Origin of the sequence: Methylobacterium sp. 10, assembly GCF_000519085.1 — a bacterium.
Taxonomy (GTDB): Bacteria; Pseudomonadota; Alphaproteobacteria; order Rhizobiales; family Beijerinckiaceae; genus Methylobacterium.
On the sequence record NZ_KI912577.1, the window covers coordinates 3,005,769 to 3,020,006 of the forward strand.

General features: G+C 67.4%; 19 protein-coding genes and 2 tRNA genes. 14 read left to right on the forward strand and 7 right to left on the reverse strand.

The window, feature by feature from the left end; translation table 11 throughout:
* The first annotated feature begins 9 nt into the window (after nucleotides 1–9).
* From K368_RS0113870 to K368_RS26685, 7 genes are all read left to right on the forward strand, one after another.
* Nucleotides 10–450 carry a proton-translocating transhydrogenase family protein gene (locus tag K368_RS0113870; protein WP_027172938.1) on the forward strand — a complete coding sequence of 147 codons (441 nt, stop codon included), beginning with the start codon at nucleotides 10–12 and terminating at the stop codon, nucleotides 448–450.
* 4 nt (nucleotides 451–454) lie between these two features.
* Nucleotides 455–1,855 carry an NAD(P)(+) transhydrogenase (Re/Si-specific) subunit beta gene (locus K368_RS0113875; RefSeq protein ID WP_027172939.1) on the forward strand — a complete coding sequence of 467 codons (1,401 nt, stop codon included), beginning with the start codon at nucleotides 455–457 and terminating at the stop codon, nucleotides 1,853–1,855.
* A 211-nt stretch (nucleotides 1,856–2,066) separates the two neighbouring features.
* Nucleotides 2,067–2,858 carry a VOC family protein gene (locus K368_RS0113880; protein WP_027172940.1) on the forward strand — a complete coding sequence of 264 codons (792 nt, stop codon included), beginning with the start codon at nucleotides 2,067–2,069 and terminating at the stop codon, nucleotides 2,856–2,858.
* 101 nt (nucleotides 2,859–2,959) lie between these two features.
* A complete protein-coding gene (gene recJ / locus K368_RS0113885) occupies nucleotides 2,960–4,699 on the forward strand; it encodes a single-stranded-DNA-specific exonuclease RecJ (protein ID WP_245259689.1) in 1,740 nt (579 codons plus the stop codon).
* 88 nt (nucleotides 4,700–4,787) lie between these two features.
* Nucleotides 4,788–4,871: transfer RNA gene (locus K368_RS0113890), tRNA-Tyr, on the forward strand.
* A gap of 82 nt (nucleotides 4,872–4,953) precedes the next feature.
* Nucleotides 4,954–5,027: transfer RNA gene (locus K368_RS0113895), tRNA-Gly, on the forward strand.
* Between the two features lie 182 nt (nucleotides 5,028–5,209).
* A complete protein-coding gene (locus tag K368_RS26685; RefSeq protein ID WP_018044339.1) occupies nucleotides 5,210–5,449 on the forward strand; it encodes a hypothetical protein in 240 nt (79 codons plus the stop codon).
* Between the two features lie 99 nt (nucleotides 5,450–5,548).
* On the opposite strand, the gene K368_RS0113905 is transcribed toward K368_RS26685, so the two are convergent.
* From K368_RS0113905 to K368_RS0113930, 5 genes are all read right to left on the reverse strand, one after another.
* A complete protein-coding gene (locus K368_RS0113905; protein ID WP_018044338.1) occupies nucleotides 5,549–5,743 on the reverse strand; it encodes a hypothetical protein in 195 nt (64 codons plus the stop codon).
* Nucleotides 5,740–6,030 carry a hypothetical protein gene (locus K368_RS0113910; protein WP_018044337.1) on the reverse strand — a complete coding sequence of 97 codons (291 nt, stop codon included), beginning with the start codon at nucleotides 6,028–6,030 and terminating at the stop codon, nucleotides 5,740–5,742. Before K368_RS0113910 ends, K368_RS0113905 begins: the two co-directional genes overlap by 4 nt.
* Complete coding sequence (locus K368_RS0113915) at nucleotides 6,027–6,545, reverse strand: hypothetical protein (protein ID WP_238206015.1); 519 nt, start codon at nucleotides 6,543–6,545, stop codon at nucleotides 6,027–6,029. Before K368_RS0113915 ends, K368_RS0113910 begins: the two co-directional genes overlap by 4 nt.
* Nucleotides 6,542–6,796: a hypothetical protein gene (locus K368_RS0113920; protein WP_018044335.1), complete on the reverse strand. Its 255-nt coding sequence runs from the start codon at nucleotides 6,794–6,796 to the stop codon at nucleotides 6,542–6,544. The genes K368_RS0113915 and K368_RS0113920 overlap by 4 nt, the downstream gene beginning before the upstream one ends.
* 187 nt (nucleotides 6,797–6,983) lie before the next feature.
* On the reverse strand, nucleotides 6,984–7,451 hold the full coding sequence (locus K368_RS0113930) for a hypothetical protein (protein ID WP_018044333.1): 468 nt from the start codon (nucleotides 7,449–7,451) through the stop codon (nucleotides 6,984–6,986).
* Nucleotides 7,452–7,720: 269 nt separating this feature from the next.
* Here K368_RS0113930 and K368_RS0113935 point away from each other — a divergent pair, with 269 nt between their 5' ends.
* From K368_RS0113935 to K368_RS0113975, 7 genes are all read left to right on the forward strand, one after another.
* A complete protein-coding gene (locus tag K368_RS0113935) occupies nucleotides 7,721–8,260 on the forward strand; it encodes a hypothetical protein (RefSeq protein ID WP_018044332.1) in 540 nt (179 codons plus the stop codon).
* Nucleotides 8,257–8,781: a hypothetical protein gene (locus K368_RS0113940; RefSeq protein WP_018044331.1), complete on the forward strand. Its 525-nt coding sequence runs from the start codon at nucleotides 8,257–8,259 to the stop codon at nucleotides 8,779–8,781. The genes K368_RS0113935 and K368_RS0113940 overlap by 4 nt, the downstream gene beginning before the upstream one ends.
* Before the next feature lie 98 nt (nucleotides 8,782–8,879).
* Nucleotides 8,880–9,278, forward strand: a complete 399-nt coding sequence (locus K368_RS0113945) for a hypothetical protein (RefSeq protein WP_018044330.1) — start codon at nucleotides 8,880–8,882, stop codon at nucleotides 9,276–9,278.
* Nucleotides 9,279–9,411: 133 nt separating this feature from the next.
* The gene (locus K368_RS0113955; protein ID WP_018044328.1) at nucleotides 9,412–10,008 is read left to right on the forward strand and encodes a hypothetical protein; all 597 of its coding nucleotides are present in this window, start codon (nucleotides 9,412–9,414) and stop codon (nucleotides 10,006–10,008) included.
* A 66-nt stretch (nucleotides 10,009–10,074) separates the two neighbouring features.
* Nucleotides 10,075–11,637 carry an AAA family ATPase gene (locus tag K368_RS0113960; protein ID WP_019904521.1) on the forward strand — a complete coding sequence of 521 codons (1,563 nt, stop codon included), beginning with the start codon at nucleotides 10,075–10,077 and terminating at the stop codon, nucleotides 11,635–11,637.
* Nucleotides 11,638–11,648: 11 nt separating this feature from the next.
* On the forward strand, nucleotides 11,649–11,885 hold the full coding sequence (locus K368_RS0113965; protein ID WP_238206018.1) for a hypothetical protein: 237 nt from the start codon (nucleotides 11,649–11,651) through the stop codon (nucleotides 11,883–11,885).
* Nucleotides 11,886–12,198: 313 nt separating this feature from the next.
* Nucleotides 12,199–12,489: a hypothetical protein gene (locus K368_RS0113975; protein ID WP_018044325.1), complete on the forward strand. Its 291-nt coding sequence runs from the start codon at nucleotides 12,199–12,201 to the stop codon at nucleotides 12,487–12,489.
* 315 nt (nucleotides 12,490–12,804) lie between these two features.
* On the opposite strand, the gene K368_RS0113980 is transcribed toward K368_RS0113975, so the two are convergent.
* The gene (locus K368_RS0113980) at nucleotides 12,805–13,623 is read right to left on the reverse strand and encodes a metallophosphoesterase (RefSeq protein WP_018044324.1); all 819 of its coding nucleotides are present in this window, start codon (nucleotides 13,621–13,623) and stop codon (nucleotides 12,805–12,807) included.
* Nucleotides 13,620–14,162 carry a metallophosphoesterase gene (locus K368_RS0113985; protein WP_018044323.1) on the reverse strand — a complete coding sequence of 181 codons (543 nt, stop codon included), beginning with the start codon at nucleotides 14,160–14,162 and terminating at the stop codon, nucleotides 13,620–13,622. Before K368_RS0113985 ends, K368_RS0113980 begins: the two co-directional genes overlap by 4 nt.
* Nucleotides 14,163–14,238 lie beyond the last annotated feature (76 nt).

Here is a 14,238-nt window from a genome sequence, read left to right on the forward strand (position 1 = left end):
GAGAGACAGATGGCAACCCTTCCTCCCGAACAGGCCGCCGAACAGGCGCGCGCCGCCGCCGTTACCGCCCGCACCGCCGCCGAACAGGCACAGAGCCTCGCCGACAGCCTCGGTCAGGGCATCAGCCACGGCATCGCCGCCGCCACCCACGGCGCGGTCGACCCTACCGTCTTCCAGCTCGCGATCTTCGTGCTCGCGATCTTCGTTGGTTACTACGTGGTGTGGTCGGTGACCCCGGCGCTCCACACCCCCCTGATGTCCGTCACCAACGCGATCTCCTCCGTCATCATCGTCGGCGCCCTTCTCGCCGCTGGCGTTCCGCTGATCGAGAAAGGCACCGGCTGGGCGCGCTTCTTCGGCTTCGTCGGCATCGTGCTCGCCAGCGTCAACATCTTCGGCGGCTTCCTCGTTACCCAGCGCATGCTCGGCATGTACAAGAAGAAGGCCTGAGACGATGTCCCAGAACGTCTCCGCCCTCCTCTATATCGTCTCCGGCGTCCTGTTCATCATGGCGCTGCGGGGGCTCTCGCACCCGACCACGTCGCGGCAGGGCAACCTGTACGGCATGATCGGCATGGGCCTCGCGGTCCTGACGACCCTGGTCGGCCATCCGCCGGCCGGTTTCGGCGCCTGGATCATCGTTCTCCTCGGCCTCGGCATCGGCGGTGGCGCGGGCGCGGTCATCGCCAAGCGAGTGCCGATGACGGCCATGCCGCAGCTCGTGGCCGCCTTCCACTCCCTCGTAGGCCTCGCCGCAGTGGCGGGTGCGGCGGGTACGCTCTACGCTCCACAGGCGGTGGGCATCCTCGAGAACGGCCATATCCATAAGGAATCGCTGTTCGAGATGGCGCTCGGCGTCGCCATCGGCGCCATCACCTTCACCGGCTCGGTCATCGCCTTCGCCAAGCTCGACGGGCGCATGTCCGGCAAGCCGATCATGCTGCCGCAGCGGCATGCGATCAACATTGCTCTCGGCATCGCCCTTATCGGTCTGATCGCGGTGTTCATCGGCACCGAAAGCAAGGCGATCTTCTGGCTGATCGTAGTGCTGTCCTTCGTGCTCGGCGGCCTCCTGATCATCCCGATCGGCGGCGCGGACATGCCCGTCGTCGTTTCGATGCTCAACTCCTATTCGGGTTGGGCGGCGGCCGGCATCGGCTTCACTCTGGGCAACCTCGCGCTCATCATGACCGGCGCCCTCGTCGGCTCCTCGGGCGCGATCCTGTCCTACATCATGTGCAAGGCGATGAACCGGTCCTTCATATCGGTCATCCTCGGCGGCTTCGGCGGCGATGCCGCCGCGGCGGCCGGAGGCGGCGCGGTGGAGACCCGACCGGTCAAGCAGGGCTCCGCGGACGACGCGGCCTACATACTGAAGAACGCCGAGCGCGTCATCATCGTCCCCGGCTACGGCATGGCGGTGGCGCAGGCCCAGCACTCGCTGCGCGAGATGGTGGACATGCTCAAGAAGGAGGGCGTCGACGTTAAGTACGCCATTCACCCGGTCGCCGGACGCATGCCGGGGCACATGAACGTGCTGCTTGCGGAAGCCAACGTGCCCTATGACGAGGTCCACGAGCTCGAGGACATCAACGGCGACTTCCCGCAGGCGGACGTGGCCTTCGTGATCGGCGCGAACGACGTCACCAACCCGGCCGCCAAGACCGACAAGACCTCGCCGATCTACGGCATGCCGATCCTTGACGTGGAGAAGGCGAAGACGGTTCTCTTCATCAAGCGTGGCATGGGCTCCGGCTATGCCGGCGTGGAGAACGAGGTGTTCTTCCGCGACAACACGATGATGCTGTTCGGCGACGCCAAGAAGGTGGTGGACTCGATCGTCAAGAACCTCTGAGTCTCGGGGCTTTCGATCCTCGACGACGTTCACGAGAAAGGGGCCGGCGCATCATACGCCGGCCCCTTTCTCGTTCGGCACGACCGGCACCGGTGTCGACACCTCTCCGGCGGTAAGTGGCACTCACCACGATCTGGCGTCATAAAGGGATGACGCGTCTTCGATGGACACCGTTCGTGCCCGGCGACACGATTCGTAACGGGAGAGGGCAATGACCGAGACCGGCCGTTTCGTTTGGTATGATTTGATGACAACGGATCTTCCCGCAGCCCGGGATTTCTACGGTCATGCCTGCGGATGGACCATCGCAGAGGCCGGTATGCCGGGGACCGACTACTCCCTGGCCCATCTCGGAGAAGTGCCGGTGGGCGGGATGATGACGCTCCCCGACGACGTCCGTGCCCAGGGGGGCCGGGCCGGCTGGATGGGCTACGTAGCCGTCACCGATGTCGATGCCGCCTCGGCCGAAATCCGCGAGGCCGGCGGCAAGATCTACCGGCCGCCTGCCGACATTCCGGGGATCGGCCGCTTCTGCGTTGCCGCCGATCCGCAGGGCGCGGTGTTCGTACCCTTTCGTGGCGACGGGCCCCTGCCGCCGACACCCACACCCGGTACGCCTGGGCATTTCGGCTGGCACGAATTGCACGCGACCGACTGGGAGGAGGCCTTCGCCTTCTATGCGTCACTCTTCGGCTGGGTGAAGACCGAAGCGGTGGATATGGGTCCCTTGGGAATCTACCAGCTCTTCGGCGCCCCTGTCCCCGATTCCGGCTGCGCCGGAATCCATACCGGCGGCATGATGACGAACGCACAGGTGCCGGCCCCGTTCTGGCTTTACTACGTCAATGTCGAGGACATCGACGCCGCGGGATCGAGAATCACCGCGGGCGGCGGCCGGATCGTCGCCGGTCCGCATCAGGTGCCCGGCGGGGCCTGGACCATTCATGCCTTCGATCCGCAAGGAGCGATGTTCGGCCTCGTCGGCCAACGGCCGAACGCGTAACCCAGTGGCGCCGGATGGCCGGGAGCGGGTAGACTGGCAAGGTGTCAGCCGTCTCGATCCTTGCCCCGTCTCGCGCCTTCCTCGGCGTCACCCGCTCCATCATGGGGCGGCCCTGGCGCGACCGCTGCGGCGACCCCGCCGCCCAGGCCTATGCCGCGACGATGGTACAGGCCCATGGCCTGCCCGACCTTCTGGCCCGCGTCCTCGCCTCACGCGGCATCCGACCCGACGAGACGGCGGCCTATCTCGAACCGCGCCTGCGCGACCTGATGCCGGATCCGTCCCGTCTCGTGGATATGGAAACTGCGGCCGAACGGCTCGCCCATGCCGTTGAGGCCGGCGAACGCGTCGCCGTGTTCGGTGATTACGATGTCGACGGCGCCGCCAGCGCGGCGCTGATGGCCGGCTACCTGCGCGCGCTCGGCCTGACGGTGGACATCCACATCCCAGACCGGATCACGGAAGGCTACGGCCCCAACGTGGCCGCGGTCACGGCACTGGCGGAGGGCGGGGCGACGCTCCTCGTCTGCGTCGATTGCGGAACGAGCGGTCACGAGCCCCTGGCGGCTGCGGCCGAACGCGGCCTCGCCGTGATCGTCCTCGACCATCACGGCGCGCCGGAGATCCTGCCGCCGGTCGAGGCGCTGGTGAACCCGAACCGGCTGGACGACATCTCTGGCCTCGGCCATCTCTGCGCGGCGGGTGTCGTCTTCCTCACCCTCGTGGCCCTCAACCGCCGCCTGAGGCGGGGAGGGCGGGAGGATCTGCCGGATCTCGCCGAGGCCCTCGATCTGGTGGCCCTGGCGACGGTCGCCGACGTGGTGCCGCTGACCGGCCTCAACCGCGCCTTCGTGGTCCAGGGACTGAAGGTGATGCGGGGGCGGGGAAGGATCGGTCTCGCCGCCCTGTTCGACGCGGCATCCCTGAGCGAGCCGCCGGAATCCTGGCATCTCGGCTATCTCCTCGGTCCGCGCATCAATGCCGGCGGGCGCATCGGCCATGCTGGGCTCGGCGCGGCCCTTCTCACCAGCGGAGATCCGGCCGAGGCGACCCGCATCGCCACCGAACTCGACCGTCTCAACCGTGAGCGCCAGGGCATCGAAGCGCAGGCGGTGCTCGAAGCCGAAGCCGAGATGGATCGGGCCCTGACACTGGCCCCCGATACGCCGATCCTGGTGACGGCCTCCGCCTCCTGGCATCCGGGAGTGGTCGGCCTCGTGGCGGCGCGGCTGAAGGAGCGTTTCGGGCGGCCGGCTTTCGCCTTCGCCCTGCGCCCGGACGGGACCGCCACAGGGTCGGGCCGCTCCGTCGCAGGGGTGGATCTCGGCCATGCGGTGCGCGAGGCCGTGGATGCCGGCCTCCTCGTCAAGGGCGGCGGGCATGCCATGGCAGCCGGCGCGACGCTGCCGAGCCACGATCCCACGCATTTGAGCGACTTCCTGGCGGCCGCCCTCGCCTCGGCGGTGTCGGAGGCAAGGGCGGTGGAGGCATTACTCGTCGACGGCACCGTGAACGCAGGGGGCGCCACGGCGGAGGTGGTTCGTCTCGTCCAGCGTGCCGGGCCGTTCGGCGCCGGAGCACCGGAACCGGTCTTCGCCCTGCCGTATCACCGGCTGGTCGATGCGGCGATTGTCGGCAACGGCCACGTCCGCGCGCGCTTCCGGAGCCGGGACGGCCAAGCCATCGGCGCCATTGCCTTCCGCTCCGCCCAGGGGCCGCTGGGCCAAGCGCTCCTCGGTGGGATCGGGCAGGAATTCCATGTGGCCGGAACCCTCGCCATCGATACCTGGCGCGGCGGCGAGCGCGTGCAATTGCGCGTCGGCGATCTCGCCGCACCCTGAACTTTGCGCCGGTGCCCGCGCGGGACGTGTTGACACCCGCGCAAGCCCTCACCATAAGGACCCGCGCGCTGCCGAAAGGCGGTGGTTTGGGGGAATGTCCCGAGCGGCAAAGGGGGCGGACTGTAAATCCGCTGCGTAAGCTTCGTAGGTTCGAGTCCTACTTCCCCCACCAATCCATACCGACACGCTGGCAACACGGCCGACGAAGGGATCACCTTCTCAAAACCGCGTCGTCATGCTATCGGGCGCCACATGCGGGTGTAGCTCAATGGTAGAGCAGCAGCCTTCCAAGCTGAATACCCGGGTTCGATTCCCGGTACCCGCTCCACTCCCCCCTTCCCGAAAAGACTAGCAACCTCAGCCCGATAGGGCAGGGGCGCGGTATCCAGTGGCTGTTTGCCTGGGCGGTGGATACCGCATGGATACCGCAGACGAATCGGTATCGGGCGCAAGTTTCCTTGTCGAACTCGGACCCGCTCGCACGAATGATGGTGATCGAAAGAGATCGCCATGCCCCGCTGCACCCACACCCCGGCCCGCCTCTACGACCGCCACCCTGATCCGGTTCACGACCTCATCGCCGTTGGCAGCCTTTCCCGGTTCGTGCGCTGCACGGATTGTGGTGCCAGGGGCATCGTCCGGCGCGGCCGCGTGGGATGGACGCCCCGTAGCGCCGGTGATCCGGTCCGCCCGGAGGTCGAGCGGTGGAACGCCCTGGTGGCCGAGGCTCGTGCAGCGCTCCTGCCTTGATCGAAGAACCCGGGCCCTTTCGCTTTGGGCCGCCCCGAACGTGTAAAACGATTCCACAAACGCGATTTGGGAATCGTTTTACACGTTCGGGGCGGGCCATCAGTTCAGGGTCCCGATCTCGCCGTCGTACCCATCGAGCACCCGGACCTCGCCCCCGGCCGGGTGGAGCGAGACGGCATCGCATCGCGGGCAGTGCAGGCCGCCCGCCGCCATCCGGACCTCCCCCCACCGGAACTTCGCGGAGCACGTGAGGCAGCACCAGGTCTGCTGCATGACTTCGTCAGACTCGGTCATCCCAGCCTCCGCGAATAGCTGCCATCGGGATGGAAGGTGACCTCCTCGGTGTAGGTGGTCACCTCCACGTCATGGCTGCCAGAGATGGAAACTTTCGCGACTGGCTCGCCAAGGTTCACGCCCCAGTCGTCATCGAGGTCCATCTCCTCGCCCAGGGTGAGGTGAACCCTGATGCCGCCGGCGAGCGTGAAGGTGCCTCCCTCGCGGATGGCGCGCTGCCAGTCCTCCTCGGTCGCGAAGTGCTTGCGGGTGAGGGTGATGGTCGGGTTCATCATGCGCTCGATCATGCCCTGTCTCCTTCCGGCGGCCGCCCGTGCCGAGTGGTGCCGTCCGGCCAGTCCCAGCGATGTTCGCAATCAGGTTCGAACTCGATACCGACGATGGTGGCCTTGAGGCGGTAGAGTTTGTCCCGGAGTTCGTTGACGCCGTTCCGTTCCAGACCGATGCACCCGGCCAGGTGGCCGGTGATGGCGTAGATCTGGCGCGCCGCCTCCTTCAGACGGTCGGCCTCGGACATGGTCGTCGGGTCCGGCTCGGGCGAGTGGACCTCCTCAAGCTTCGCCAGCCGGACTATCAGGGCGCTCATGGCGAACCCGACCGATCCCTCCTTGCCCGTGACCTTCCAGTGCCCGGCGGTCTCCCGACCGGCATCTTCCCCAACGCCCTCGGTATAGATCGTGATGACGTCGCCGACGGCGTGGCGGTCGAAAGGTGCCCTGATCAGGACGACGGTCCCCTGTCCGGGCATGCGGCGCCAGTCGGTTGCCTTGACCCGGTAGCTCTGCATGCCCCGACCGTTCACTGCGGCCTCCTCAGGCAATCGGGGCGCCCGTCCGGTCCCACGAGCGGCTGCATGCCAGTCTCGGCTTGGGTGTACCGGCACCCGGTCGCCGGGTCCGTCCAGACCCGGACGCCGCCTTGGTTGGACCACGCGGGATCCGCTGCCTGCGAGAGGGCCTGCAGGATCGTGAGCAGGACGGCCGCGGCGATGGCGATGCCGATGAACAGGAACCAGAGGTCGAACCCGTCGCGAGGCGAGGAGGTCCTGATCATGAGGACCTCCTCGAAACACGGCGCCGGTCATTCCTGACCTCGCGGAGGACGGCGTGCCTGATCCAGTCCGCGAACATGACCTGCACCTTGGCCTGCCGCTGGGGGGCCCCGCCGGGGTGCTCCTCTGCGATGATCCGCTCGACCCCACGAGCAGCCCCGAGGGCGATCTCGTCGATTGTGGACCGCCTCATGACTGGGCCCCCCGAAATGGAGCGGGGTTCGGGGTGCAGCCCGAGTGGTCCTCGCCGGTCAGGAAATCGAGGACCCGATACAGGTCATGGCGGATCCCGGGGACGCCGTAGAGATGATGCCCTGCGGTCGCGAGATCGAACTCCTTGATGACGGTCTTCACACGCGAGACGGCCTCGTGGAGATCTCGCCGGCGGATGAACCCGGCATACTGCAGGACCTGCAGGGCGGGCGCCGGGTCGAAGTCGGCGTCGCTGTAAGCGTTGACGGTCTGCTCGACGACGTCGGCATCGCTCATTGCCCGGAGGGCGTCACGGCGCTCCTGTGCCGCGACCGCTCGCTGCGCAATCTCCTCGGCCATCTCCAGCCGGTACTTGGCGACCCACGTTTCATGGGCCGCCACTTGCTCGGGTGTCATGCCGGCATACAGCCGGGCAAACTCTCGGATCTCGATCTCTGTGGGCATGCTGGTCCGGGTCCCTGTCTCGCGTTCGCGAGATCGCTTCAGAGACGATCGAAGCAGCTCCCGCAGATTCGCCTAGAGGGAAACCGGACGGGCCGTCCGGATGGCCCATCGAGAACGCCATCGCGGTTTACGACGCGCGACACGGCCTCATCGGGCGTAAAGAATTCTCTCGTGGAGGCCTTGCGACTACCGCAAATTGCGGTACATTTAGATCACCGGCGCAAGCCGAGGCCTCCCGGGGCGATCCGGGCCGATGATGGAGCCACCCGATGACCACCACCAAAATCGACCGTTCCGCCCTCCTGAGGAATGCTTGGCGGATCGCCCGCGAAGCCGCGGCCTCCGCCGGCACCGCCGTCCGTGCCGCGCTCGGCGCCGCGTTCCGGCAGGCTTGGGCCGAGGCCCGCATGGTCGCCCAGCCCGTCCAGCAGCAGCAGGCCCAGGCCGTCGCGCCGGCCGACCTCACCACCACCGAGGGCCTCGCCAAGGCCCTCGTCGGCAAGACCGCCTCCCTTGCGCTTGCGGGTGGTGAGGCCCTCTACACCATCGTCTCCGTCGAGCGCTGGACCTCGCCCGACGGCGCGCAGGTCCGCGACTACATCAAGATGGAGACGAGCGGCATGTGGTCTGACGACCGCAAGGGTCCAATCAAACTCTTCATCCTGCGCAAGGGAACCGGACACGGCACGTACACCGAGACGGATGCCGGCGAGGCCTTCTGGGCGTACGGCGGGTTCTGCAACAGCGGCAACAAGCGCTGCAACGCCAACGACATGGTCAAAGACATCCTGGAGAGTATCCGCTCATGACCTGGATGGTCCGACTACGCGCACACGATGGCGGCGAGCTTCTGGAGAGGGCGAGCTACGGCTCGCCCGACGCAGCCATTGACGCCTATCGCCTCCTGCTCGGGCGCGAGGACCTCATCGGGCAACCGGTCGCCGCGGTGTTCAAGCCTCCCCGGGATGCGACCGGCGACGGGAACGCCGCGACGTGGTTCTCGCGGTTCGACAAGCCTCTCGGGGCGGGCCGCATCGGTCCCGACGACCCCCGGCTTGACCCTTGGGCTAACGCATACGATGCGAAAAGCGCAGTGTACTCCCCCGCGCCGGCGTCCAAGCCCAAGGCCGCACCGGACTGGGAAAAGGACGCCCGCCCCCTGTCGGAGTGTCTAAAGGCATGGGCCAAGACACGCGGCGGGCGCGACGCCGCGGCCGACGCCCTGCAGGTCTCACGGTCTACCTTCGACGGCTGGTGCGACGGCCGTGGCGCGGCCCAGGACAGGATGATCCGCAGACTCATGACGCTCACCGACACTACTAGCCGTTGACGACGCGCTACCCTTGAAGAGTAATGATTGTCAGTATAGATAGGACAATACCAGAAGCGGCTTGCCCACAAGCTGCCCGGTACAGCAGGGAACCCCACATGTTGATTATCGACCGAATGGTGGCGATGGTGCGCGCCGGCCCCGGCCCCTCGCCGGAGGAACGGGCTGCGGCCGCTGCCCAGTACCAGGCTGAGGAGAAAGCCAGGCAGGTCCGCCAGGCCGAGGAGCGCCAGGCATTCCTCACGGCCGCCCCCCGGTATGTCCTCCCCGACGGCTCCGCGTGGCGCTCGGCACAGATGCTCGGACGCCTGAGCAACGGCGGTGAGCGCGACCGCGGCCGCCTGTACCATATCGTCTCCGAGGACGGCTGCGGCCCGATGGGCGGGGCCGGGAGCGCGCTGTGCGGTGCCACGCCGGGCCGGCGTTCCGTCGGATGGGGCGACGTCGAAGGCGTCCCTGCGACCTGCCCGCGTTGCCTGAAGCGGGTGGCGTCATGAGGGGCACCACCATCATCATCAGGGGGTACACATGGGGGCAGCGCCTTGGCATGTGGCCCGTCGCGAATGACCATCCCGGCCGGTTCTGCGTTGACGTGATCTACCTGGCCGGCCCCACCCAGGACCTTCTCCCGTGCGCATAACGCTCTACCCCGTCCCGGCTGGGACCCCCGCCGTTGGGCACGCCGTCGGGTACGTCTCGGGCTCGCCGCTCTCCAACCTCGCGGGGGCCGCCCCCCCGGCGGGGCCTTTGCTGTCCTACGATGGCCGGCAGGCCCTGATCGATGGCCAGCCGGTGGATCATGCGGAGATCTCGGAGGCCCTCCACGCCGAGATCGAGCGAGTGGCCAAAAGGGTCTTCGGACCTGATTTCGTGGGGCCCCTGAGCCTGGCCTCGGGCCTAAACGTGCGCTCCCTGGCACGCGGCCGCCTCATCTCCCATGGTCTCCCGGCGCCCCTCCTGGACATGCTCGGCCGGGCGGCCGCAACCGCACACCCGAGGGCCACCGGGTATATGCTCCAAGCAGTCGCGTACCTTTGGGACGAGCACGTCATCTCCCATGGAATGGGCGAGACCGGCCCAGGGCCGCTCTCCGCCCAGGGTCGCGAGGCCCTCGGGCAGCGCTGTGAGGAGATCCTCGACCGTGCGCTCGGGATGGTCGCCACGATGCAGGGGGAGACGGCCGCGGCCCGGGCCCGGACGGCCGCGCTCAAGGCAACGCTCCGTTAACGATTCGTGTGTATGGCTGGCACCCTGAAGCCCTGTCTCTGACAGGGCGTCTGGAGAAACCCGGCCATGACGAAGACCCCCCCTCGGGGTGCGCGCCCCCGTGCGCCTGCCAGCGATCCGTTCGCACCCAATCATCCCCCGTCCGTAGACTGGCTCGATCAGGGCCTGGATTTCCTCGACTGCGACCCGCTCGCGGATACGATCCACTGGTCGACCGGCATCCTGCTCGACCTGCCGGACCTGCCCCCCCCCGTGCGTGCCGCGCTTGAGAAGCTGTCGTCGTGCCGCGTGTCGCTCTCGTCGCTCTCGCATGCTGAGAGCGTGTGCGACGATGCCTCGGAGGACCTCAAGCTGGGGCAGAACGACCGCGACACGTATGCCGATTGGTCGACGAGGTGCGTCTATTACCAAGCTTTTTTGGGCGACCACGTCTGTGCCCTGCGGTGTGCCGTCAGGGTCTGGCAGATCGCCATGGCGGGCGGGCATACCGACCTACGACTGGGAAATCTCCTCCGAACGCATGCCGAGATGATGAGCATCGCCGCGTACTGCGATGGAGAGCAGTGGGCACCCAGGCGCGAGCCCCGGTCGGCCCGCCGCCAGGGGGACGGTTTGACCGCCTTACAGATCATTGCCCGGTCGGTCGTGAAGGTAGAGTGGCCCAACAACGTCAAGCGCGGCCCCGTCCGGGACGACACCGGCTTCGATCCCCGCGATCAAGACGAGGACGATCTGCCGGAGGCAGCGGGCGCCGGGCTCCTCGTCGTGCGCAGCGTCGAGCACCTGCCGGGGTCCGCGAAGGACGGCGCACGTAGCAGCGGCGGGACCACGCCCCGCGCGGAGTGGGCGCCTATCGCGGGGGTGACTCTCCCGCGCCGGCCGGTGCCCGATCTCGCGGCCGCGCGTCGGGATCTCGTCGATCAGTACCCGCACGCGGCATCGCTCATCGAGCGCATCCTGAACCAACTCGTCGGTAGGTCATTCGCCCGGCTTCCACCCATCCTGCTCGTCGGGCCCCCGGGCTCCGGCAAGACGCGACTGGCCACCAGCCTGGCCACCGCGCTGGGCCTCCCAAGCACGGTCTACTCGTGCTCGGGTGTGGCGGACGCCTCGTTCATCGGGACCTCCCGGCAGTGGTCATCCGGCAGGGCCTCGGTGCCGCTTCAGACGATCCGGCAAGAGAGCCTCGCGACGGTGGCGGTGGTCCTCGACGAGATCGAGAAGGCCGGCACCAGCATGACGAACGGCAATCTCCTCGACGGGCTCCTGCCCATGCTGGATCATGCCGAGGACTACAGGGACCCCTACCTGGAGTGCGCGACCGATCTCTCGGGCATCACGTTCCTGGCGACGGCTAACGGGACTAGGGGCATGCCCCGGCCCCTGCTGGACCGCTTCCGAGTTTTCCAGATGCCCGAGCCCACGCTTGCCGACCTACCTGCCCTCGCACGGGGGATCGTGGGGGACGCCCGGCGCGAGAGGGGGACGGATGCGTCGTGGCTCCCGGACCTCGACGGCGACGAGCTCGGGCTCATCGCGGAGCACTGGAGTGGGGGTAGCGTCCGACGTCTCCAGCGTCTCGTCGACACCGTCCTCGCCGGTCGCGAGACCCTCGCGGCCCGGCATTGAAGAGGGTGACGATGACCACGCACGCCCCCGTCTGGGACTACCTCCGCTCGTCCATCCGAGCCCATCGCCTCGCCGGCACGGTCGATCACCGCGTCGGGGTCGTGCTTGATGAGTACGTCGGACATATGGCCCGCTGTGTCGCGACACGCCAGGTCACCTTGTCTGAGGGCCTCGCCGCCGCCAACGCGGCCGTCGTGGCATGCGGCCGCCTCATCCCGATCCCTGAGGATCGCCTTGAAGCGCGATGACAGACGTCTACCGGAATCTGACCCGCGGCTGCTGGTCCGTCCGTGAACGCGGCCGCGTCGTCGCCCACGCCCAAACCGTAACCCTGGCCGACGCCGTGATGGTCGTCCGGCCAGGGTCGCGGGCCCGGGTTATCCCCACCGGCAATCGCGAGGTTCACGCGTGGATCAAGGGCACCCTCGTCCCGCATGCAGGCGTCCCCGCGAGGGCCGTCAGATTCTATTACCGGCCGTTCCTTGCCGGTCATTTCACTGACGAATGCGGTCGGCCCGTCGTGGCAGCCGCCTCAATTTTCTTCGACGAGGACGGCAGGGCATGGCACAGCGAAACCGGTACCCAGGCAGCCGCTTCGACCTGACTGAGCTCGGCGACCGTCCCCTGTTTCACGACTGGATCATACAGCCCGACAACCGGTCCGCGGATGGCACCGTGCTCACCGGGACGGTCTACGGGCATGACAAGTTCCCCGACGGGACGGGCCTAACGACGTCGACCGTCCAGGCTTTCGATGCGGCGGCGGGATGGGCGTACTGCTACTCGACTGGGCTGGTCCGCCTCGGCCGGTGCCAGGACCCGGAGGGATGCGCGAACGTGGACCTTATGTAGCCCAAGCGTTAACGGCCCGGCCGGGGCGGTGGTGGCAAAACGCCTGTCGGGAGGCGGGCGGGCGGCAAAACGCCTGGGCGGACGGCAAATTACCTATTCCGAGGGTCGCTGGCGGCAAAATGCCTGGGCGCCCCCGGGTCGACAGGCCGTTTGGGTCACCTTGATACAGCCCCCCCCGCGCCTCCCGGTTAACGCAAGGCCCGTATCCCGTTCGGGAATTTTTTAGGTCCGGAATGCCGTGACCTGACCGTTATTTTGGACCGAGCCGACTGAGAGGCTACTGTGGCCTGTCCTGGGATCCGTCGAGGGGGCTGGTCAAGGAATGTAATGGGCGACCTCAACAACGAGCCCATGTCTGAACCTGGTTCGCTCATCTGAATGCCCCCTTGCGTTGCAGACCACCCGCGTCCGGCCCACCCGGTAATCGGAGGCATAATGGACATGACCGTGGACCCAGACGTCCGGTCCTTGGTCCAGGATGACGTCAGTCAGGTCGGAAGCATCGCACCACCGTAGGTCCGCGTCGCTCCGTGGAAGGCTCGCCGGGTGCGGGGCGTGATGGGTCACCACCACCGTGGGACCGGGGTGGCTGACGGCCAGGGTGTTCTCGATAAAGCCACGGGTGACCCGGTGCATCGCAAGCACCTCCTCGGGCTTGATGCGATTGCGCGACCTCGGACCCGTGCGGATCCGGCGGTAATCGACCATCCCACCACGCCCCTGGGCGGTCCGGATACCGTGGTTCAGGTTGAACGACCCCAGGCGGAAGTCCGTCCATAGGGTACCGCCGGCGAACCGAACGCCGTCGATGATGACCGCGTCGTCGAGCAGGAGATGGATGCCGAGCGCGTCCGCCCGCTCACGCCCCCGGGTCAACTGGTCGTGAATCGTGTAGCGTTCCTCACCCCGGTCCCACCAAAAATCGTGATTGCCTGGCACGTAGACCACCGGCACGCCGGACAAGTGGTCGCCGAGCCAGTCCAGCGCCCGAACCAGGGGCATGTGCACGTCACCGGCCACGACGGCCACGTCGAAACCACCCGCCGGCGCATGCGCGGCAGGGTCCCAAGCATTCTCCTTCCAGTCCTGATGCAGGTCCGAGAACACCCATAGGCGAAGGCCAGGGGCAGTCATGACCCCGCTCCGTTCGTCGCCAAGCGCGCCAGGATCCGGTCCAACGTCACCGGGGCCCAGTCCCAGCAATCCACGCCGACATCGGCACGCGTCGCCGTGCCCGGGACCGAACCATGGGAATGCCCATGCAGGTGAAGGCCACCCCGGTGGGAGCGAGGGTAGCTCACATGAGGGTAATGGCTCAGCCATATGGAGCGCATCACGCCCGCCGGGTCCGGCAGGGCGATCATCGCCACGTCCCGGACGGGCTCGGCCCAGGGGAGGCGTTCACCGATCCGCTCGTGGTTGCCACGGATCAGGAGCTTGCGACCGTTAAGGCGTAGGAAAATCGCGAGCGCATAAGTCTCGGTGCACCGGTATGCGAAGTCGCCCAGGTGCCAGACCGTGTCATCCGGGTGGACGACGGCGTTCCAACGTTCGACCAGGGTCTCGTCGTGCTCGTGAAGCGAAGCGAACGGTCGCTGGGTCTGCATCCTCGGGCTGAGGATGAGAGCTTGATGGCCAACGTGGCTGTCGGCCGTAAAATGTACCTTTGGCATTTTAGCCTCTCGCAATTGCGGAGGCTTCGCGCGCGGCATCGCTCTCCGGGATTAGTCGGTCGGGGGCGGCGCCATG